Consider the following 20,410-nt stretch of genomic DNA (forward strand, 5'->3'; position numbering starts at 1 on the left):
GGCTTAGCCCAAAACAATAAGGGAGATAGCCACAGCCAGATTGTTCTCAAACCAAAGCTTTCTCCCCTAGATTTGGAGTTTGTTGCCGAGGCTTCCTAGAAGCGGGCGGGCACAGGCCGGGCAGGGGGTTGATAGACAGGTGGATAATATACTGGTGGGGGTGGGGTCATGGGGGGTTGCACAGAGACTTGGCAAGGGGGCATTTGACCCGCCATGGTTTCGCAGAAGGGGGTATCTAAATCAGGAGTCCGGGCAATACTCGGTGAAGCTTGCTGACGCAAAAGATCACGATAGAGGGCATTGACCCGTTTGCCTGTCCAGAAAATATCGTTATCTTTGTAGGTTGGGGCTCCAAACACAAAGATGGCATCCCCTTCCAGAGTGGCGACATCATCCCAAAAGGTTGTTTCTCCATCGATCCGGGTTGCCGCTTCGGGGATAATCGGTTGATTGATGGGTATTTCCGCAGGATTAAAATTACGGCTTTGGGCCTGGGCGACAACGGTGCTCCCACTCCAGGCCAAGAGTGCCGTGGCTAATACTGTGGTCAATCTCACACCCATGATCTTGCTCCTTTGGTAGGGGGCGACTAAGAACAATACAACTAAGTACCCCATGTTGAGCTTAATAGCGGCCCAACTCTAGGCTCCATTTTTACTTTAGAAGTCAGACATAGAAATATGCGGATTGGATGTGCAGGTTTATAATTGACTTTTAATCCGGCCCAACTGGCATAGGCTGGCCACTTTTATGCCGTCATTTAATCTCCAGTTAATCATCAATAATTTGCCGCAAAATATCTTGAACCATAGCCTGCTGTTCTAAGGAGGGGCGGGTAGCCAAATAGTCCAGTAAATCTGCCTTAGCCTCACGCCAGCGACCCAAGTGGTAGGACAAAATCCCCCGATCTCGCAATTCATCCACGGACTGGGGAGACACGAGGAGAATCCGCTCCACTGCCCCTAGGGATCGTTCCAAATCTCGCCGCTCCAAATAGATCCGCTTCAGGTTACTGAGCAGGCGAATTAAGAATTGCTGAGGAGTGACGACCTGGAAAAATTCTGGGCGCAAGGGAACAGCCTGTTGAAAAATTTCCTCCAAGCGGGCCTGGCAATCCTGGGCAAACAAAATTTCGCCGTTATTAAAGACATCAATATGGATTTCGACATCGGGCAGATCGGGGCGAATTAAAAAATGTCCCGGAAATCCGACTCCCACCATGGGAAAATCAACGCGGCGGGCAACGTCTAAATAGACTAACGCCAAGGTAATGGGGATGCCCGTTCGCTGCTCTAGGACACGGTTGAGAAAACTATTGTCCGGGTTGTAATAGTCGGCGGTATTACCAGAAAAACCTAATTCACCATAAAGATAGTCATTAATCGCGCCAATAATCCGCAGGGGATAACGTTCTGTGGGGAGGCGTTTTTTAACTGATTGCCCCATAGATTCGAGTTGATCAACGTAGTCTTCAATGACTAGATTGGGATATTCTTCTTGTGCAATGTATAGGGCGGCTGTGACTAAATTCAGGGGAGACTGATGAAGAGTGCGAAAAAAGTGGCGACGAGTGGGTGAAAGTTCCATAGTCTCTAGGGGTAAAGGCGACCATCAGGCATCGTTGCACCCCGAAAACTAGTCTTCTCGATTTCGGCATGACTGAGATTGGCCCCCCGAAAGTTGGCCCGACAGGCATTGGTTTTAATCAGGTTGGCTTCCACGAGAATGGCATTTGTTAGGTTGGCATCAATCAAGCTGGCGGACTCTAGAACGGCTTCAGTTAGGATGGACTGGCTGAGGTTGGTTTGCATCAGGTTGGCCTGGAGGCAATTAGCTCGCGTCAGATTGGCCCGTTCTAGGGTCGCGGCGGATAGGTTGGCGCGGCGAATTAAGGCTCCAACTAAGTTGGCATCCCGTAAATCCGCTAAGGAAAGGTCAGCCCGATAGAGATCGCTGCCCGCCAAGGTGGCCCAGGCCAAGCAGGCCCCACTTAAATTGGCTTCAATCAGGTCAGCCATGTAAAGATTGGCGTGGTAGAGGTAGGCTGAGGCTAAGTAAGCTCCCCGGAGATCGGCCCCCGCCAGTAAGGCTGATTCCAGATTGGTATGACTCAGATTAAAACAAGCGAGGTCAGTCCCGGTCAGATCAGCTTGTCCTAGATCCGGCTTAACCCCTGGAGATTGCTCTCGCCAATGGTTCCAGGCCTGGCATCCTTGCTCCAAAATGTTGAGATGCTCAGCGTTCGGCATGGCTGGGGATGAAAGACTAAACAGTACTGCTAAGTTGACGAAAAGAGACAAATCAACACATTAATGGTTGAGTTAGAACCACGTCAACTCTTAATTTTGCCATCATTATGGAAGTCTGAGTCAGTTCTCCACCCGGATATGTAGGGTGACGGAGGCGGATTTTAGTTCAGTAGTTCTCTGGCTATTGATAAGCAAATTTAAATTGGGACATTGAATAAAGCCGCTAAGATTGTAGTCACCTGTGCTGAGTCTTCTGTGTAATCGATGTCCACCTCTGAACATCCCCAGGCCCCGGAAACCGAGATGTCCCCCTTGGAGCCACTCACGTTTCGGACAAGTTTCAAAGGCTGGATGGAAATGTATGCCCCAGTCCCAGAGGTTGAGGCCTATTTAGATGCCCATCAGGGATGGTTTGTCCGCTGTGCCCACCCGATGCAGGCCGAACCGATTGGTCAGACGGGCTATATCCTAACCATTGGCCGGTTTGGTTCCTTTGGTTATACCGTCGAGCCGAAAATTGGTTTGAATCTTTTGCCGGAAAATGATCGGGTGTATCGGATTCAAACTATTCCAGTGCCGGATCAGCCCTATTTGAATTATGAGGTGGATTTCCAGGCCGCGATGCTGCTGATTCCCCGCTCAGTTGATGCCCATGATCAGGAATTGCTAGCGTTGAATGTACGGGACTATACCCATGTGACCTGGGATTTGGAGTTGGGGGTTGAGATTGTTTTTCCCCGGTTTATTTATCACTTGCCGCAGCGGTTGTTACAGTCCACTGGGGATCGGATTTTGGCCCAAATTGTCAAACAGGTCTCCCATCGCCTCACGGCTAAGGTTCAGGATGATTTTCACAACACCCTGGGCTTAAAACTGGCTAAACGTCCCCATCGGCAACGGTTTCATGCAACTCACCTGCCCTCCCCAAACGGGTCTGCAGTTGCACCGCTAATTGATAAATTGCCGCCCAATCCTGATCTATAACTAAGTGTTTCGGAAATAAACTACTGGATAAACCGACAGCAATGGCCCCGGCCTGGAGAAAGTCTTGGGCATTGTCTAGGTTCACCCCGCCGGTGGGAATTAAGGGAATATGCCCCAATGGCCCTTGTAAGGCGCGCAGGTAATTCACTCCCCCCACCGCCTGAATTGGAAAAACTTTGACACAGGTGGCCCCCGTAGCCCAGGCCTGGATAATTTCACTGGGGGTTAAGGCACCGGGAATGATTGGAATTTGGGCGGCACAGGCTTGCTGGATCAGGGTCCTATCAACATGGGGGGTAAAAATAAACTGACTCCCAGCGGCAACAGCATCCCTTAACTCATCGGCTTGCAAGATCGTCCCTGTCCCAATCTGACACCTGGGTAATCGGGCCCGCAGTTGGCTAATGACCTGGGGGGCCTGGGGGGTGTTCCAGGTAATTTCAATCAGTGTCAGACCAGCTTGGGCAACGGTTTCGGCCATTTGTTGGGCCTGGTGGGGAGTTTCAGCCCGAATCACAGCAATCAACGGTTGTTGGGGAAAGGAGGACATGGACGAGGGGGTTGGGATGGGAGAACAATCTCGCGCCGGTAAATTAGACGCTTGACTGCTGAAAACAAGTTAGGAGGACGGTCTTAATTTTTTAGTTATAGGAATAGCCAAGGGGAGATTACTCATCCTCATAGGCCTGGAGATACAGAGGAGATTGGTTTTGTAAGAGTCGCTCGGCCTGGCGGACTTGGGTTTCGTTCCCCGTCACCACAATCAAATAATTCCCCTGGAGTAATCGCGCCTGAAAGGGAGTCCCCGATTTGCCGCTTAGGATAACTTTTAAGCCCCCCCCAACGGTTAAACTGCCCAGGCCCCCGGCAATTGCGCCAAAAATTCCGCCGATGATGCTGTTATCTAAGGCACTGAATCCTTCAAGAATTTGAATTTGGGTGACTTGGTTAAAAGTAAATCCTGCAAAGAAGCCAAAGGGGACTAACCAGACCAGCATTCGTTGCATTTCCCGCCGTGCCCCTAAAAAAGGATCATAGAGGGCCTGGAGTTGATCAATAGTCTTGTACCCGCCCCCGTAAACACTAACGCGCTCTTGGGGATAATCAGCCAATTCAAGGGTGGTATAAGCAGCTTCAGCAGAAAATCGCTCTGGAAACGTAGCCACAAGATAATTCACAAACAGGTCACTCCTACAATCACGATAAAACTCTACTCACAGACCATCCTCTAAAAAACTCGGCCGATGACTCTCTTATTCTTGCAAACTGAGTTTAGGGTAGTGTCATGGAAAATCGTTAAAAAATCATCATTTGTATTGATCCTGAGGTAGGTTCCCTTGACTTGGCGGTTGAAATTGTCCCATGTTACTCAACGCCTTTCTCCGGCGGATTGGGGACAACTGCTGTCTGGTCTGGTGGTGCTACTGGCAACGGTGATTTCAACTGGATTGATCGTGGGAGTCCGGGGCCTGGGCGGTTTGGAGTCTTTGGAGTTGGCTGCCTATGACCGGCTGATGCAACTGCGCCCTGAGCCTGTGCCTGACCCTCGCATTCTTGTCGTTGGCATTACAGAAGCCGATATTCAAGCCCAAAAAACCTGGCCCTTACCGGATCAAGTTTATGCCGAGCTATTAGCGAAATTACTAGTTGCCCAACCCCGAGCGATTGGCTTAGATATTTATCGAGATCTTCCCCTCCCCCCAGGCCACACTCAACTCAACCAAATTTTCCAAGACTCCGACCGAATTTTTGCCGTCACAAAAATTGGTGATGAAACCCATCCCACCATCAACGCCCCCAGCGGCCTATCCCCCCAACAAGTGGGCTTTAATGATGTGATTGTGGATGCAGGCGGCATTGTCCGGCGGAATATCTTGTTCTTGGGAGGTGAATCGGGAACTTTATTTTCCTTTTCACTCCGGTTAGCCTTGCGCTATCTCCAAGATGAACAAATTCGCCCCCAGGCCAACCCCCGTAACTCCCAAGAAATGCAACTGGGGCAAACCATTTTTGTAGCACTCCAACCTAACTCCAGTGCCTATGTCCAGGCCGATACTCAGGGCTACCAAGTCATGCTCAACTATCGGGGGAATAATGCGGCGATCACTTGGGTCTCTCTGGGGGATGTCTTGGCAGGGCGGTTTGATCCCAGCTTGATCCGGAACCGCGTGGTTTTAATTGGGACATTGGCTGAGAGCGGGAAAGACTTTTTTTACACCCCCTTTAGTTCTGCCCTACAGGATGAGCAACGGATGCCTGGGGTCGTGATTCATGCCCAAATGGTCAGTCAATTTCTCGATGCCGGAGCCGGAAAAAAAGCTACGTTTTGGTATTGGTCATGGCCGGTTGAGCTAGTCTGGATTGCTCTTTGGGCCGGTTTGGGGTCACTCCTGGCCTGGGGATTTCGACAACCGTGGTTGATTGGATTTGGGGCCGTCCTCAGTTTAGGGAGTTTGTTTGGGATTGCCTATGGGCTGTTTTTGCACTTGGGCTGGATTCCCCTTGTTCCCCCGGCCTTAGCTTTTATCATTTCTGGGGCCAGCGTGATTACCTACACCGCCCAACAGGCCCAGCAACAACGGCAAATGGTGATGCGACTCTTGGGGCAAAGTACTTCTCCTGAAATTGCGGCAACGCTTTGGCAACGGCGAAATGAACTCCTCCAAGATGGTCGCTTACCGGGGCAAAAACTGGTGGCCACCTTGCTATTTACAGATCTCAAAGGCTTTAGTACCATTTCCGAGACCATGGCCCCAGAAGACCTCTTACCTTGGCTGAATGACTATCTGGAAAAAGTTGCGGATATTGTCCAGGCCCATCAAGGGGTGATTAATAAATTTACCGGTGATGGAATTATGGCTGTGTTTGGGGTCCCGATTCCCCGTACCACCGAGGCTGAGATTGCCCAGGATGCAAAAAACGCGGTGGATTGTGCCTTGGCTTTGGGGGAATCCTTAGGGGAATTAAACCAGGCCTGGAGCCGTCAAGGGCTACCCCAAGTGGGAATGCGGATCGGAATTTTTACTGGGCCCATTGTGGCGGGCAGTTTGGGGAGTAAAACCCGCTTGGAATATGGCGTAATTGGGGATAGTGTGAATACCGCCTCTCGTTTGGAAAGTGTGGATAAACATCGCCATCCTACCCCGTGTCGGATTTTAATTGCGGCTGAAACCTTGGCCTATGTCCCGGATCGCTATCAAGTCGAGGCCTGGGGAGCATTGGAACTTAAAGGTAAGGAACATAAAATTCAGGTCTATCTGGTTCAAGGGCATCGCCACCCCCAATCCAGGCCTGGTTTAGTAAGCACCCCAAATGCGCAAGGACATATCAATTGACATTCCGCTATCCTATATCGTGTGCCTAACAGGACGGGGGTTTAGACCCCAGAATTTTGATAATTGATAGGATAGAGAAATTACACCAGACAAATTATTGGCTTTCAACACTAAAATTAGAAATAAGACATGCTGAGCTTCTTTGCTCTTCTGCCTCGTGCGTTAACGACCTTTTTTTATGCAATTGCAGCATTATTAAGATTCTATGGCAACTCCAGCGCAATCCTCATCCCCTGGTTCAGCCTTACCCTCCTCGACTAGAGCTTCGTGGCATTCATCGCTGGGACAATCTCTCTCATGGTTAATCTCGGCCTTGAGTGGAACAGTGGAAATCGAAGCCGAGACCAAGCGATTGAGGCAAGAAACCGCGCAGATGAAGCTGGAGAACGAGGAAATGAAGCTAGAGAGCGAGAGATTAGACGAGATTTATTGGCAGACGAAGAGAGACAACGAGCGGCTCGCCAAGCTAGAATTCAAAATCAATTCATTATTCTCCAAATACGACATCAACTCGAACCAAGCCCCCAAACCAAAGAAGCCCTAAAAGATTTCTTGGTATTTTTAGGAGAGTATCAAGATCCATGAGTCGGATTGTCAAACCCTCAAGGCTCAAGGTCGTGTCATCAATGTGAGGCGATGGGTTAGCGATCTCGGGCTAGATTTTCAAAGCGAGTAAATTGGGGATCAAAGAGTAGCTTGACTGTACCAACCGGGCCGTTGCGGTGTTTAGCCAAAATCAACTCACAAACCCCTCGATCTGGTGTGTCAGGGTTATAGTATTCATCGCGATATAGTAGTATGACCAAGTCAGCATCTTGTTCGATTGAGCCTGATTCGCGTAGATCTGACATCAACGGACGTTTGTTTTGCCGTGCTTCCACACCCCGACTTAACTGGGATAGGGCAATCACAGGCACATTCAACTCCCGGGCCAGGCCCTTGAGGGAACGGGTAATTTTTGATAACTCCTGGACGCGCCCTTCATTGCCGTCATCACTGCCCATCAGTTGTAAATAATCCACCAGAATCAACCCCAGGCCCCCTGGATGTTCAGCTTGGAGGCGGCGGGCATTAGAGCGAATTTCTCCCAAACTGGGATTAGGCGAATCGTCTATATAGATTGAAAGCTGGGAAAGAGTGCCAATAGCGCGACTCAGGGGTTCCCATTGATGTTGGCTGATCCGCCCGGCCCGTAAATAGTTACTGTCAATGCGGGCTTCACTAGCCAAGAGCCGTTGAATGAGTTGCTCCTTAGACATTTCCAAACTGAAAACCGCGACCCCTAATTTATGAATTTCAGCAATTCGCTTGGCAATTTGGAGGGAAATCGCCGTTTTGCCCATCGACGGCCGCCCAGCAATAATCACCAAATCCGAGCGTTGAAAGCCTTGGGTTAAGTTATCGAGGTCATAAAAATTACAGGATAGGCCAGGAAGAATATTACCAATCGAGCGTTGTTCTAATTCCGCAAAGGCACTGGCAAGAATTTCTTCAGTGGCCACTAGCCCCTGCTGGACGCGATCTTGGGTGACACTAAAAATCTGCTGCTCGGCCTGATCCAAAATCGTATCCAGACGAGTAGAGGTGTCATAGGCAGCCTGGGCAATATCGTTGGCAGATTGGATCAGCTTGCGGCGGAGATATTTATCTTTAACCAGGCCAGCATATTGATCAATATTGACGGCACTAACAGTCCGATCCACCAATTCTGCCAGTTTATTTTGCCCACCCACTTTTTCCAGTAAGCCCTGATCCTGCAACCAGGCCGTCAGACAGAGTAAATCCGTAGGACTGCCCCGCGCGTGGAGGGTTAGGGCCGCTCGGTAAATATCTCGATGCGCGCTCAGATAAAAGGCATCCACAGGCAACAAGTCCGCAATCCGACTAATCGCCTCTGGATCCAGCAAAATTCCCCCCAAAATAGACTCCTCAGCTTCGAGGTTCTGGGGCGGAATGGGCGAAAAATCGGGACGGAAACTGGGTTCCTGTACCATAGGAGATTATTCAGGCACAACCAAAACCGTAATCGTAGCTGTGACTTCAGGATGGAGTTTAATTTCAGCCGTGTGACTCCCCAACTTGCGAATGTCAGGCATGGTAATTTCCCGCTTATCCACAGTTTCCTGGGCAATGGCTTTAATGGCATCGGCCACATCTTGGTGGGTAACGCTGCCAAACAGGGCATCTTTTTCCCCAGCCGGCATCGCAATCGAGAATGTGCCAATGGTCTCTAAGGTCGCTTTTTGTTGCACAGCCACGAGTTTTAACTCAGCAAAGCGTTGCCGCTCTTGTTCTTGCAGCCGGGCCACTTGTTTTAGGGCCCCAGGAGTGGCGGGTTGGGCCAGACCCCGAGGGAGTAAATAATTCCGGGCATATCCGGGAGCAACTTCGACAATGGAGCCGACCTTACCCAGTTTGTAAATATTTTCATTCAGCACCAACTGCATCCGTTTGGCCATGACGATCCTACACTCTTAGAATTTGACTAAAATTTGACAGTATTCTTGATTCTAACCTTTCTCTTAGCTTTGCTGCGCTCCGACAGGGGGAAAGGGAATCACCTCAGCATGGCCCCAGAAGGCCTCAAGGTTGTAATATTCCCGCTCTTTCGGTAGCAAAATGTGGGCAATCACATCCCCGTAGTCCAACAAAATCCAGGTACAGTCAGATAATCCTTCCGTGCGGCCTGGTAGGCGTTGATAGTGGAGTTCTGTCGCAGCGGTGATGGCCTGGGCAATGGCCCGCACTTGGGTTTTAGAGTGACCCGAAGCAATCACAAAGTAGTCAGCTAAATAAGAGACATTGCCCACGGCCAGAATTTGAATGTCAACGGCTTTGCGATCATCCGCCGCTTCGGCCACCGCATAGGCCAAGTCAAGGACTGAATCCGGGGGATAGGCAGGGGCAGTAGCTAAGTTATTCAAACGCAAATCTTCAAGGGGTGGTGGAATCTAGGTCAATCGGGAATGAGCAAGGCATAAAAGGCATAACTTTAACAGGGATGATATTCCTAGGATAGCGTTAAGATTTTGATTTGTTCTTGGGGCCTGGCGAGAGTTGCAGGGCCCAATTTCGGGTCGCAATCATCCGGGGATGAATCAGACGTTGATGGTTGATCAGATGTTGGAGGGTACAATCACAAGTTTGCCAGACAGCCTGATAGAGGTCGGTTTCGGCAAGTTTGCGTAAAGCGTTAAGTTCTGGGCTATTCCCCCGGCCAGGTTCCAAGCTATCGGCTAAAAAAACCACACAACTGAGCAAACCCATGCCCGGCCGCCCTAGGGTATGGTCCGCCACCGCTGATAAAATCTCCGCATCCGTCACCTGAAATTCCTGTTGAGCAACCAAGACACTGACATCCGCATGGAGGAGATGAGGATCGGCCCGATCCACATCCGTGATCTCTAAACGACCAACTTCTGCCATCTTGAGGAGTTTTTCAGGGGGGAAATATTTAGCTAAATCATGGAGTAACCCGGCCTGGGCTGCTTTCTCGGTATCTAAATTATGCTGATGGGCCAGGGCCTGGGCCATCTCCTCAACCCGTAAAATGTGCTGTTGGCGCGAGGCTGGAACGTGCTGCTTCAGCCAGGCCAAGACCTGCTGCCGATCTAACATTTGGCTTGAGGAGGATACAGACATCGCAACCATGACATTTTTAACAAAACCTTAAATAAATTTAAACTCATTTTTTAGAACTGTCAGCTGCTTAATCTAGCTAAAGCATGCCCAGCAGAAAACAATTTAAGTTAAACCCTACTTGACCAGGTTGTCGTTCCTGAAGTAGCCCCTTAATAGACCATAATAGGGTAGGTTTTGTCCTAAAAACTTCAGACTGCGGCGGCAACTCGTTCAACATCCGGTAACAACTTCCGTAATTTTACGGATATGTCACTTTCTTCAAGAGAGAGTATCGTATAAATACGGAAATCGCTGTCAGTTTTGCCCCCAGGGTTTAGGCTCTCGGCAGTTCAGCGTCATTTTGCTCAACTACTTGTATCCCCAGGCTTATGAGTTACTGCTACAACCCTGCCTGCACAAATCCAGCTAACCCTGATGATGCACCCCTTTGCCAGGCCTGTGGAACAAACCTTCTTCTTCATAGTCGCTATCGCTGTACTAAAATTCTTGGTCGGGGGGGATTTGGGACAACCTTTTTAGCGGATGATATGGTTCTCCCTGGCAAGCCCAACTGTGTCATTAAGCAACTCCGCCCCGCTGCCTCTGCTCCCCACATTTTAGAAATGGCCCGGCAACTCTTTCAACGAGAAGCCACCACCCTGGGTAAGGTTGGTAATCACCCTCAAGTTCCGCGCCTGTTGGATTATTTTGAACTGGAGCCAGAGTTTTATCTAGTCCAAGAATATGTCAGTGGTCTCACTCTCCAACAAGAAGTCAAACGCAACGGACCCATGTCTGAAGGGCAAGTCCGACAAGTGATGTTAGAGGTATTACCAATCCTCGACTACCTCCACAAAATCGAAGTTATCCATCGCGATATTAAACCCGCCAACCTCATCCGGCGCGAGATTGATGGCAAATTGATCTTGATTGACTTTGGGGCTGTTAAGGATCAAGTCAGCCAGGCCATGATGGCAAACCCCCAGGACTACACAGCCTTTACGGCCTTTGCGGTGGGAACCCCTGGTTATGCGCCGCCAGAACAAATGGCTATGCGCCCTGTCTATGCCAGTAATATTTATGCCCTAGGCGTAACTTGTATTTACCTGCTCACCAGCAAATCTCCCAAGGATCTGGGTTATGACAACACCACGGGGGAATTTATCTGGCGCAGTCGGGTCAACATCAGTAATGACTTGCAGAACGTGCTCGAGAAAATGACGGAAGTGTCCATCAAACATCGCTATCAAACCGCTCAAGATGTTCTCCAGGATTTGCAATTAGTCCAAAAGCGACTCGATCTGCAACAATTTTCCAGTCCATCATCTGCAGATAGCGACATCAGTCAAGGCCTGGCAGCTGGGCCACTCCACTCCCGCCATCAGCCCAATGCAAAACCAACAGCCGGCCCGCAATCTACTGGCAGTTTGCCCACAACTGTTTCTCCCACAACCCGTCATGCTGCCAATGCCGCTCGCTCTCAACAGGCCCGAGCTGGTCTGCAACCCAATTACTCACGCTTCACCCCCCCATCAGTGAGGCCGCCCAATCGCGTTGGTGGTGTCGGACAGGGTTCCCTCAGTCAGGTCAGTCGTGAAAATACTCTCCAAAGCGAAGGTGGTCGCCTTTCTCTCCAGGCCTTGGTCGCTGCTTATAACCGGGGTGAACGAGACTTTTCTGAATCTCGGCTTGACAATATTGTTTTGCGTAAGGCTAATCTATCCGATGCCCGCTTTGTCCAGGCCTTTCTGCAAAAAGCGGATCTACGGGGGTGTGTGATGATGAATGTGGACTTCGGGCGGGCCAACTTGGGGGGAGCAAATTTACGGGATTGTGACTTGCGGGCCTCGTATTTTGTCAATGCTGACCTGCAAGGGGCTAATTTACAAGGGGCTAACCTGCGGGAAACCAGCATGACCAATGCCAACTTGCGGGGAGCGAATCTCCAAAACGCAGATTTGACAGGTTCCAATATCACGCCCAATCAAATTGCCCAGGCTCGCACAAACTGGTTTACGATTCATCCCAATGGAAAACGAGGCATCGGTATCTAGGCTTTGGCAGTGGCAGCTTCAGCTAACATTACATCCAACGTTTCTGGGATGTGAACAGGTAAATCGAACCAAAATGTACTCCCCACCCCCACTTCACTGATCACATGGACTTGGGACTCGTGTTTTTGGACAATATCATTGACGATACAGAGGCCCAGTCCAGTCCCTTCTAAGGTATGCACCCGGTTTTCAACCCGGACAAAGCGTTCAAAAATCTTGGGTTGATCTTCTGGGGCAATGCCCATCCCCGTATCTGCCACTTCAATCCGCACGGCCTGGCCTGCCAAATCGGCCTGGGGATGCAGATGATAGGCCCGAATCGTTACCTTCCCACCTTCGGGGGTAAATTTAAGGGCATTGCCCACGAGGTTTGTGAACACCTGTAGGAGTAAATCATAGTTCCCTCGAATCAGAGGGAGATCGGGTGTTGACTCTTTAACCAAACTAATTCCCTTATTCTGGGCATTGAGTTGATAGGTGCGTAGGGTTTGTTCAATGGCCTGGCTGAGATCTATCGCCTCAAACTGATAGGAACGTCCCGATTCCAAACGGGCTAAATCCAAGACATCATTGACCAAGCGCGTCAGCCGATCCGTCTCTTGATTAGCCGTCATTAAAAATTCTTGCTGGCTTTCAACCGACAAATTATTCCCAAACTCCTGAATAGTCTCAATAATGGACTTGATATTAAACAGGGGCGTGCGGAGTTCGTGGGAGACATTACTAATAAATTGACTTTTAGCCTCATTCAGTTCCGTTTCACGGGTAATATCCTGCACCGTAATCGCAATCCCCTTGGGTGTATCGCGACCATCTAAGACTGCTGCCAATAAAATTCGTAGGGTGCGCTGATTGGGTTCGCGCAGTGTGACCCGGAATTCTCCCCCCTCACTTTCCCCACTAGCGGCCTGGAACAGGGGACAAGTTAACCGTTCTGTGACGGCAGCAGGTAAATAGTAAAGGGCATTGCCCCCGAGGACAGACATCCCTTCCCAGTTAAATAACCGCTGTGCGGCCGGATTCACCAAAATAATCCGCATTTGGGGATCCAGTAGAATTGCGCCATCGGCAATGGTGGATACCAGGGTTTCTAATTTTGCTTTTTGGGCCGTCAGTTCCTCAATGTTGTGTTCTTCATAGACCTCTAAGCGTTCCGCCATCTCATTAAAACTAGAAATTAATTCCCCCAATTCACCCCCAAAGGGCAAATCAATTCGTTGCTTAAAGTCTCCAGCCGCAATTTTCTTGACCCCTAGCACCAGTTCCTTAATGGGTTGGGTAATGGTCAAGGCATTAAAGACACCCCCTAAAATCACCATCACCCAAATTGCCACAAAGACAGCCACGGTTACATTTCGAGTCAAGGCGGCTGATGCGACTATGGTGGGATTAGGATTGATACCAATGGCCAACACCCCCAAGTACTTTTCTTGATAGACCAAGGGGACAAAGACATCAGCAACTGTGCCATCGGGGGTCGCGTGCTGTCGAACTAGGGGTTCTTTACTCTGGGCATAGCTAGGGGGCAGTTGCATCCGCCGCCGTAATGCGAGGGCGCTATTTACGGGTGGGGCCGTATAGGGTATGCCGTAGTAGATATCCCCATCACTGTCGGCATAGAGCATATAACGAATACTTGAGCTACGACTGTAGAACTCCTGAGAAAACTCTGCTACCAGAGAGTAGTCTCCTTGGGCAACCAGGGGGGCCACATCAGCAGCCAAGAGAATCCCTAAGTCGCGACCGTAGCGGGTATCGTTGAGCCGGGCTTCTTGTTGAATACTGTTGACCGCCCAGAAGGTGACCGCACTGGTCATTACCGAAACAATTAGCGTAACGGCTACCAGGAGACGGGTTTGAATCTTAAACTCCGACCACCAGCGTGTAATCTGGTTTTGCCAGGAGGGAATAATTTCTGGTTCGGCTATCTGATTGGGATCAAGCTGGGGAGGGGTCACTGGCTACTATTGCCCTAAACTGTAAACAATCTAATTAAATTATGAAGGTTTATACGATTAGACAGCCTGTTCTACGTTGGTAGAAGTCTCTAAAGCCTGGTAGATCAGAAAAATTGACTGACAACATTGATAGAGAACCCACTGTAAGTTAATAAAACTTTATTACCTTTATGTCCTTGTTAGATTCTCCCAACAGGCCTGGGCAATGGCCCAATCCTCTTGGGTATGGATCACTAGCACCCGGATATGAGAATGAGTCATAGCAATATCCTGATCACGGGGTTGTTGGTCATTGAGGGTTTCATTGAGGTCTAATCCCAACCAGGTCAGGCCATGACAAACATCTCGCCGCACTTGGGGAGAATTTTCACCCACACCAGCCGTAAAGACTAAGGCATCTAAGCGGCCCAGAGCTGGAATTAAACTGGAAATTTTTGCTTGCAGGTGATAAATATACAGGTCATAGGCCAGTTGGGCCTGGGAATTCCCAATTGCGATGGCGGCCAACACCTCTCGGAGATCGCTACTGATCCCAGACACGCCCACCAGGCCTGACTGACGATTAATCAACTCATCTAAGGCCGTGGCGGAATAGCCTTGGCGCGCCAAATAAACTAAGATTCCTGGGTCTAAGTCTCCACAGCGCGTCCCCATCATTAACCCGGCCGTTGGCGTAAACCCCATGGTCGTATCCACACAGCGGCCATTTTTAACTGCTGCCAGGGAACAGCCATTGCCCAAGTGACAGGTAATCAGGGCAAGATCATGGAAATCATGGTTGAGAATGAGGCTGGCCTGGTGGCTGACATAGGCGTGACTGATGCCATGAAACCCATAGCGTTGAATCCCCTGTTCAAAAAGGGCATAGGGGAGGGGATAGATTTTGGCGACTGGGGGCATCTGCCGATGAAACGCCGTATCAAATACCGCAACTTGGGGGACTGTTGGGCCTAAGAGTTCCGCCATGACCGTCATTCCGTTGAGATTGGCTGGATTGTGGAGAGGGGCAAAGGGAATGGCGGCCTGAATTTCCGCTTTGATGGTTGGAGTAATACGCTCTGGGCGGGTATAGGTGGGGCCACCATGAACGACGCGATGCCCCACACTAGTAATATCTTGCACAGAGGCAATAACGGCGGTTGGGCCTGACCAAAGGGTGGCAATGAGGGCCTGGATAACCTTGGCTGGGGAGGGTTCCGCTAAACTCCAGGCCAGACTAACCCCAGCTTCTCCAGATCCCTCCGGGTAGGACTGAACCGTTAATTCCGCCTGATCGTCATAATGGCCCCAATCACCATAGCCAGACCAAAGGGGGGGAATCGGTTTTCCTGGCCAAGGTGCATCTTTAGGAAGGTGGTAAAGGCAACATTTCTGACTACTAGAGCCAGCATTGAGGACTAGGATATTCACAAATTCATTCTCAACCCCAAAGGCAAGCAACCCCATATTAGCTTTGGCCAGGCTGGGGGGAAGCAGACCCAATCCTCAGGTGCTCAACATCAGGTGGGCGATTCGGTCAGTCCCCTAATCCAACCGTCAATGATCCGATTGACTTCTGCAGGTCGCTCGTCATGAGGGCAATGCCCCGCATCTACCCACTCCAATTGAGCTTCGGGGTAATAGGTTTGGAGTTTTTCCGCCTTTTTCGCTGACATCCACGGATCGGCCTGGCCCCAAAGGAGGAGAAGCGGGGTTTGCAATTGGCCAAGCAGCACATCCAAGGCCCGGCCGGGGGGAGACTTAAAGACTGCGCCAAAAACTCCCAAAGCCCCTGGGTCAAAGGCCGGACGATAAATTTCTTCCACTAGTCGATCGGTCACTGCGGTCGGATCTTTGTAAACCTTGAGTAACACCTGACGAATTTTGGCCCGTTGCCGCATTTGCAGGAAGAGGAAGAAGCTGGCAATTTCAATCACAAAAGGAAGTTTTAGAATCGCCCGTTGCAGGTTAAATTTTTCGGGCTGTTGTTCATCACTGAAGGGGCCGGCACAGTTAAGAAGAATCAAACCCTTGGCCCAATCTGGACAATCTACAGCAAAGCATAAGGCCCCATAGCCCCCCAGGGAATTTCCGGCAATCACCACCGGAGCTTGAATCACCTCTTGGCAAAAATCGCACAACTGATCCCGCCAGAGTTCGCCCGTATAGGTCAGTGCAGGTTTCTCGGAGCGACCAAACCCCAACAAATCAATGGCCCAAACCCGATAGTGCTGCGACAATTCGGCAATATTTTTTCGCCAGTGATCCGTGGATGCGCCAAACCCATGTACCAGTAAGAGATGAGGCCCAGTGTCTCCTTTTTGGACATAGTGAATCTTGTACGACCGCCAGGCCCAGTCCTGAGACTCAAGCTGAATATCGTACTTGTCCAAATCCTCAGAAACCTGTACCGCCGTTGTCATAATCCCTATTTCCATGCTTTATAAATTTATGTTAAGGGATTTAAGGATTTTTGACGGCCTCCACTTGGTTGCCATCGGGAATCACTGACCAACGACTGGGGGGCCAAAACCGAACGGCGGCCCGACCAATAATGTGATCTCGAGGGACAACCCCCCAGCAGCGACCATCCAGACTATTACCCCGATTATCTCCCAGAACAAGATATGAATTAGCCGGAATAACTTGGGGTTGCCCTAAAAAAGGAGTCATTCCCGCACAGGTGTCTATGGTCGTAAAGACGGAATTGGGCAGATAGGGTTCGGGAAAGGGTTGCCCATTGATGAAGACACGCCCGGCCTGGATCGCCACTTTATCCCCTGGCATCCCGATAATTCGTTTAATAAAAGCATCTCGGAAGCCCACGGCCTGGAGGGTATCCGTTGGATTAAAGACGACAATATCGCCGCGATGGGGGGGATGAAAGTAGTAACCAATTTTTTCAACAATCAAGCGGTCGTTAATTTCTAAGGTCGGCTCCATGGATCCAGAAGGGATGTAGCGAGCTTCTGCCACAAATGTCCGAATCCCAAATGCCAAGATTAGAGCGAGTCCCAAGGTTTTAAGAACTTCGACCCACCAGGCCTCAGATTTTTCCGGTGGAGTGGTTTGCAGGTTCAAATCAGAATGATCCTTATCTGTCGGCTGGAGGCCACCATCAGTCATAGTTATTTTCCGTTATAGGAGTATAAGCACGAGAATTACGGGTGTGACCTGTCAGCAGCGAACATATCGGTCACAAAAATTCATAAACTAATTCTATCAACTAGACCAGCAGGATTAATGGTAGGTAAGGATCGCAGCCCAAAGACAGGAACAACCTATCGGCTCAAGGAAACATCATGGGTTATTACTTAGGCCTAGACTTTGGCACATCGGGGGCAAGGAGCATTGTCATTAATTCAGGCCAAGAGATTTTGCACCAGGCCCAAGTCAGTCATCCGATCAATGCCAGTCCAGCATCTTGTTCACTTTGGCAAACTCAACTGGATCAGCTTTTGCAGCAAATTCCCGGCGATCTTAAAGGCGGCCTGGAACGAATTGCCATAGATGGGACTTCTAGTACGGTGTTAATCTGTGATGACCAGGGATATCCCCTCAGAGAGCCGCTTTTGTACAACAGCAACCAGGCCTGGGACACTCTCAACACCCTTAAGGTCATTGCCCCCGCCGATCATGTTGTTATCGCCGCCACCTCCAGTTTGGCCAAGTTACTTTGGTTCCAAGCCCAACCGGAATTTCCAGCAGCACGATATTTCCTCCACCAGGCCGATTGGTTAGGGTTTTTGCTGCATGGACAACTCGGAGTGAGTGATGATCACAATGCCTTAAAACTGGGCTATGACCCGGCCCGTGAACGCTATCCCGATTGGTTCCAACATCCAGTTTTAGCTCCACTTCATCCCCTCTTGCCACAAGTTGTTACCCCTGGAACAGTCATTGCCTCCATTAGTCCTCAGGCCGCAGCCCGATGGGAGATTAACCCTAGCTGTCAAATTTGTGCCGGGACAACCGATAGCATGGCGGCATTTCTCGCCTCTGGGGCAACAGAATTGGGTACAGCCGTTACCTCCTTGGGGTCAACCTTAGTCCTAAAACTGATCAGCTCTATCCCAATCCAGGCCAGTGCTTACGGCATTTATAGTCATCGCTGTGGAGATTACTGGCTTGTGGGGGGGGCATCTAATTGTGGTGGAGCCATTCTTAAGGAGTTTTTTACGGAGCCGGAATTAGAGTCTCTCAGTGATGGCATTAACCCAGATATTCCCAGTGAATTTGATTATTACCCCCTCCCTCAGGCCGGTGAGCGTTTCCCAATCCGTGACCCAGATTTACAGCCCCGCCTCGACCCAAAACCTGAGCATCCCCAAGACTTTTTACATGGCTTGCTGGAGAGTTTAGCCCGGATTGAAGCCCAGGGATACCAGTTATTAGTCCGGTTGGGAGCCAGTCCGCTGAAAAGGGTCTATACGGCTGGGGGTGGGGCCAAAAACAGGGCCTGGACAAAGATTCGCACCCGAGTTTTAGGTGTACCAGTTCAAGTATCTCCCCATACTGACGCCGCCTATGGTACTGCTTTACTTGCTTTGCAGGGCCTGGCAGCCTATAAAAATGCCAATAGATAATTACCTTAAAAGTATTGGGTTATGAGTTGAAATGGATGAACATAAAAGTTACCAACCTGGATCAAGCTGGCAATCCGTAATCCGTAATAAAGCAAATAAATCAAAAAGATATATTTCCAGGTGGCAAAATAGGTAAAGCGGCGAAAAGGGGTTTTAATTAATTTGCGATTGTGACTCAGTTCTAACCCCATACAGACGGCAATCCCGATAAATGTGATGAAAAATAGGGGGCCAAAAAGATGAAAGCTGAGGGCCTGGTGAAGATCTCCCCGGACTAGGGCCATAAATGAGCGACTTAAACCACAACTGGGGCAAGGAATTCCCGTCCAATTTAACATCGGGCAAATGGTAAACCCGGGTTGTAACCCGAAATTTAAGATGACAGCCCCTGCGATTGGAAATGTGGCCAGGCCCAAAAATCCCCATCGGGTTCGCTTTTCTTGAGGGCTTAAAACCGCAGTGGCAAAATCGAACATTGTGATCAAGCACTCCTAAACACAGGCCTGGGCTAAGGGCAATAATTCCCCCAATCGAGCATCTGTAAAATCTTGAATACAGACGGCAGCCCCTTTCTCAATCAATTCTGCCGCAGAATGTAAGGTTAACACCCCCCAACAGGCCATCCCGGCCCGCCAAGCTGCTTCCACCCCGGCCACTGCATCTTCAAAAACTAGGCAATCCTTTGGCTCCACCCCCAACCGTTCTGCCACTAATAAATAACACTGTGGATCCGGCTTTCCCCGCTGGACATCCACTTCCGTCACCCGTACCGGGAAGAAATCCCCCATATTTTCCCAGGCCATGATCAAATCCACATTCTCTTGACTGGCCGAAGTCCCCAGACCCAGCTTCAATCCAGAGGCTTTAGCGCTCTTAAGAAACTCTAAAACTCCAGCTAATCCCATTAACTCTGGGGTAATCAACTCCCGAAAGATAGCATCCTTACTCCGACCCAATTCATCAACCTCAGCCTGACTGACCGGTCGCCCCAATAATTCCGGTAATAGCTCACAGTTACGTTTGCCCCCCATCGTGTGCAGTTTGGCCCAATCAACCCCAGCCAAGGCCGGAGTGCACTGAATGTAAGTATCCCAGGCCCGCACATGATAGGCCATCGTGTCACACAGAACCCCATCCATATCAAAAATCAAGGCCTGGGGCTGAGGACAAACGTGGGGCGCAAAAGCCATGAATTACACCTCAAAAAATTAGAATTGGGCCACAAAGGCAGACTGGTTATGCCAGGACGGATGTATTATCCCATCTCTTGGTTAAGATTTGTTTCAACTTGGCCTGAATACTGTTTTTAAGTTCCTTGTTCTGGATTTAGGAGTTTTATTTTTGCAAGATATTAGATAGAAGGTGGTACCAAATAAAAGACTGCTCTAAACTTTGTGGTAATGATTCTGGGGGCTAGATTTAGCACTCTGATGCGATCAATTTTTGCCAATTCGCTTGCTCTGTGGATGTGATCTTCTCAATTGCCCTATCTAAATCGCTTCCAATCAGAGGCTTAACCGGTTTCTGCATTAGATAAATCAGACCCAGAATCGTGATGTTCTGCTGCAAAGCCTCTGCTCACAACCCAACTAAATTCAGCAATGAGACTATAACGTGCGAAGCAAGATTAGCTCTGGGAGTAAT

The 20,410-nt window shown here is 49.8% G+C and carries 19 protein-coding genes and 1 pseudogene; 5 read left to right on the forward strand and 15 right to left on the reverse strand.

The window, feature by feature from the left end:
- Positions 1-95: 95 nt before the first annotated feature.
- The 3 genes from SYN6312_RS12450 to SYN6312_RS12460 all read right to left on the reverse strand — a co-directional run bounded on the left by SYN6312_RS12450 (position 96) and on the right by SYN6312_RS12460 (position 2,300).
- A complete protein-coding gene (locus tag SYN6312_RS12450) occupies positions 96-563 on the reverse strand; it encodes a hypothetical protein (RefSeq protein WP_015125242.1) in 468 nt (155 codons plus the stop codon).
- Between the two features lie 208 nt (positions 564-771).
- Entirely contained in the window at positions 772-1,587 is an 816-nt protein-coding gene (locus tag SYN6312_RS12455) for a SirB1 family protein (protein ID WP_015125243.1), read from the reverse strand.
- A gap of 5 nt (positions 1,588-1,592) precedes the next feature.
- A complete protein-coding gene (locus tag SYN6312_RS12460; RefSeq protein WP_253276347.1) occupies positions 1,593-2,300 on the reverse strand; it encodes a pentapeptide repeat-containing protein in 708 nt (235 codons plus the stop codon).
- A 213-nt stretch (positions 2,301-2,513) separates the two neighbouring features.
- Here SYN6312_RS12460 and SYN6312_RS12465 point away from each other — a divergent pair, with 213 nt between their 5' ends.
- Entirely contained in the window at positions 2,514-3,233 is a 720-nt protein-coding gene (locus SYN6312_RS12465) for a DUF1997 domain-containing protein (protein WP_015125245.1), read from the forward strand.
- Here the strand turns inward: SYN6312_RS12465 and SYN6312_RS12470 are convergent.
- Both SYN6312_RS12470 and SYN6312_RS12475 read right to left on the reverse strand, forming a co-directional pair.
- The gene (locus SYN6312_RS12470) at positions 3,127-3,783 is read right to left on the reverse strand and encodes a bifunctional 4-hydroxy-2-oxoglutarate aldolase/2-dehydro-3-deoxy-phosphogluconate aldolase (protein WP_015125246.1); all 657 of its coding nucleotides are present in this window, start codon (positions 3,781-3,783) and stop codon (positions 3,127-3,129) included. The two genes, SYN6312_RS12465 and SYN6312_RS12470, sit on opposite strands and share 107 nt — an antisense overlap.
- Before the next feature lie 118 nt (positions 3,784-3,901).
- Positions 3,902-4,411: a hypothetical protein gene (locus SYN6312_RS12475; RefSeq protein WP_015125247.1), complete on the reverse strand. Its 510-nt coding sequence runs from the start codon at positions 4,409-4,411 to the stop codon at positions 3,902-3,904.
- A 177-nt stretch (positions 4,412-4,588) separates the two neighbouring features.
- On the opposite strand from SYN6312_RS12475, the gene SYN6312_RS12480 reads away from it, so the two are divergent.
- Together SYN6312_RS12480 and SYN6312_RS21040 are read left to right on the forward strand one after the other, a co-directional pair.
- Positions 4,589-6,568, forward strand: coding sequence for a CHASE2 domain-containing protein (locus tag SYN6312_RS12480; protein ID WP_253276348.1), 1,980 nt, complete (start codon positions 4,589-4,591; stop codon positions 6,566-6,568).
- Between the two features lie 129 nt (positions 6,569-6,697).
- A pseudogene (locus SYN6312_RS21040) lies at positions 6,698-7,153 on the forward strand (hypothetical protein).
- A 56-nt stretch (positions 7,154-7,209) separates the two neighbouring features.
- Here SYN6312_RS21040 and dnaB read toward each other — a convergent pair.
- The 4 genes from dnaB to yqeK all read right to left on the reverse strand — a co-directional run bounded on the left by dnaB (position 7,210) and on the right by yqeK (position 10,219).
- The gene (dnaB, locus tag SYN6312_RS12490; RefSeq protein ID WP_015125249.1) at positions 7,210-8,562 is read right to left on the reverse strand and encodes a replicative DNA helicase; all 1,353 of its coding nucleotides are present in this window, start codon (positions 8,560-8,562) and stop codon (positions 7,210-7,212) included.
- A 6-nt stretch (positions 8,563-8,568) separates the two neighbouring features.
- Positions 8,569-9,027, reverse strand: a complete 459-nt coding sequence (gene rplI, locus SYN6312_RS12495) for a 50S ribosomal protein L9 (protein WP_015125250.1) — start codon at positions 9,025-9,027, stop codon at positions 8,569-8,571.
- A gap of 63 nt (positions 9,028-9,090) precedes the next feature.
- The gene (gene rsfS, locus SYN6312_RS12500) at positions 9,091-9,498 is read right to left on the reverse strand and encodes a ribosome silencing factor (RefSeq protein WP_015125251.1); all 408 of its coding nucleotides are present in this window, start codon (positions 9,496-9,498) and stop codon (positions 9,091-9,093) included.
- 91 nt (positions 9,499-9,589) lie between these two features.
- A complete protein-coding gene (gene yqeK, locus SYN6312_RS12505; protein ID WP_015125252.1) occupies positions 9,590-10,219 on the reverse strand; it encodes a bis(5'-nucleosyl)-tetraphosphatase (symmetrical) YqeK in 630 nt (209 codons plus the stop codon).
- A 359-nt stretch (positions 10,220-10,578) separates the two neighbouring features.
- Here yqeK and SYN6312_RS12510 point away from each other — a divergent pair, with 359 nt between their 5' ends.
- Complete coding sequence (locus SYN6312_RS12510; RefSeq protein ID WP_015125253.1) at positions 10,579-12,243, forward strand: serine/threonine-protein kinase; 1,665 nt, start codon at positions 10,579-10,581, stop codon at positions 12,241-12,243.
- Here the strand turns inward: SYN6312_RS12510 and nblS are convergent.
- From nblS to lepB, 4 genes are all read right to left on the reverse strand, one after another.
- Entirely contained in the window at positions 12,240-14,201 is a 1,962-nt protein-coding gene (gene nblS, locus SYN6312_RS12515; protein ID WP_015125254.1) for a two-component system sensor histidine kinase NblS, read from the reverse strand. The two genes, SYN6312_RS12510 and nblS, sit on opposite strands and share 4 nt — an antisense overlap.
- A gap of 168 nt (positions 14,202-14,369) precedes the next feature.
- Positions 14,370-15,647 (reverse strand): acetate/propionate family kinase, encoded by a 1,278-nt coding sequence (locus SYN6312_RS12520; protein ID WP_253276351.1) that lies wholly within the window; start codon positions 15,645-15,647, stop codon positions 14,370-14,372.
- A 53-nt stretch (positions 15,648-15,700) separates the two neighbouring features.
- A complete protein-coding gene (locus SYN6312_RS12525; protein WP_015125256.1) occupies positions 15,701-16,603 on the reverse strand; it encodes an alpha/beta fold hydrolase in 903 nt (300 codons plus the stop codon).
- Between the two features lie 40 nt (positions 16,604-16,643).
- Positions 16,644-17,306 (reverse strand): signal peptidase I, encoded by a 663-nt coding sequence (lepB, locus tag SYN6312_RS12530; RefSeq protein ID WP_015125257.1) that lies wholly within the window; start codon positions 17,304-17,306, stop codon positions 16,644-16,646.
- A gap of 176 nt (positions 17,307-17,482) precedes the next feature.
- Between lepB and SYN6312_RS12535 the strand changes: the two genes are divergently transcribed.
- Positions 17,483-18,766: an FGGY-family carbohydrate kinase gene (locus SYN6312_RS12535; protein ID WP_015125258.1), complete on the forward strand. Its 1,284-nt coding sequence runs from the start codon at positions 17,483-17,485 to the stop codon at positions 18,764-18,766.
- 5 nt (positions 18,767-18,771) lie between these two features.
- Here the strand turns inward: SYN6312_RS12535 and SYN6312_RS12540 are convergent, their stop codons facing one another.
- A complete protein-coding gene (locus SYN6312_RS12540) occupies positions 18,772-19,242 on the reverse strand; it encodes a DUF2752 domain-containing protein (protein WP_015125259.1) in 471 nt (156 codons plus the stop codon).
- A 15-nt stretch (positions 19,243-19,257) separates the two neighbouring features.
- The gene (locus tag SYN6312_RS12545; RefSeq protein WP_015125260.1) at positions 19,258-19,956 is read right to left on the reverse strand and encodes an HAD family phosphatase; all 699 of its coding nucleotides are present in this window, start codon (positions 19,954-19,956) and stop codon (positions 19,258-19,260) included.
- Between the last annotated feature and the right edge of the window lie 454 nt (positions 19,957-20,410).

It is taken from the genome of Synechococcus sp. PCC 6312 (assembly GCF_000316685.1).
Classification (GTDB): Bacteria; Cyanobacteriota; Cyanobacteriia; order Thermosynechococcales; family Thermosynechococcaceae; genus Pseudocalidococcus.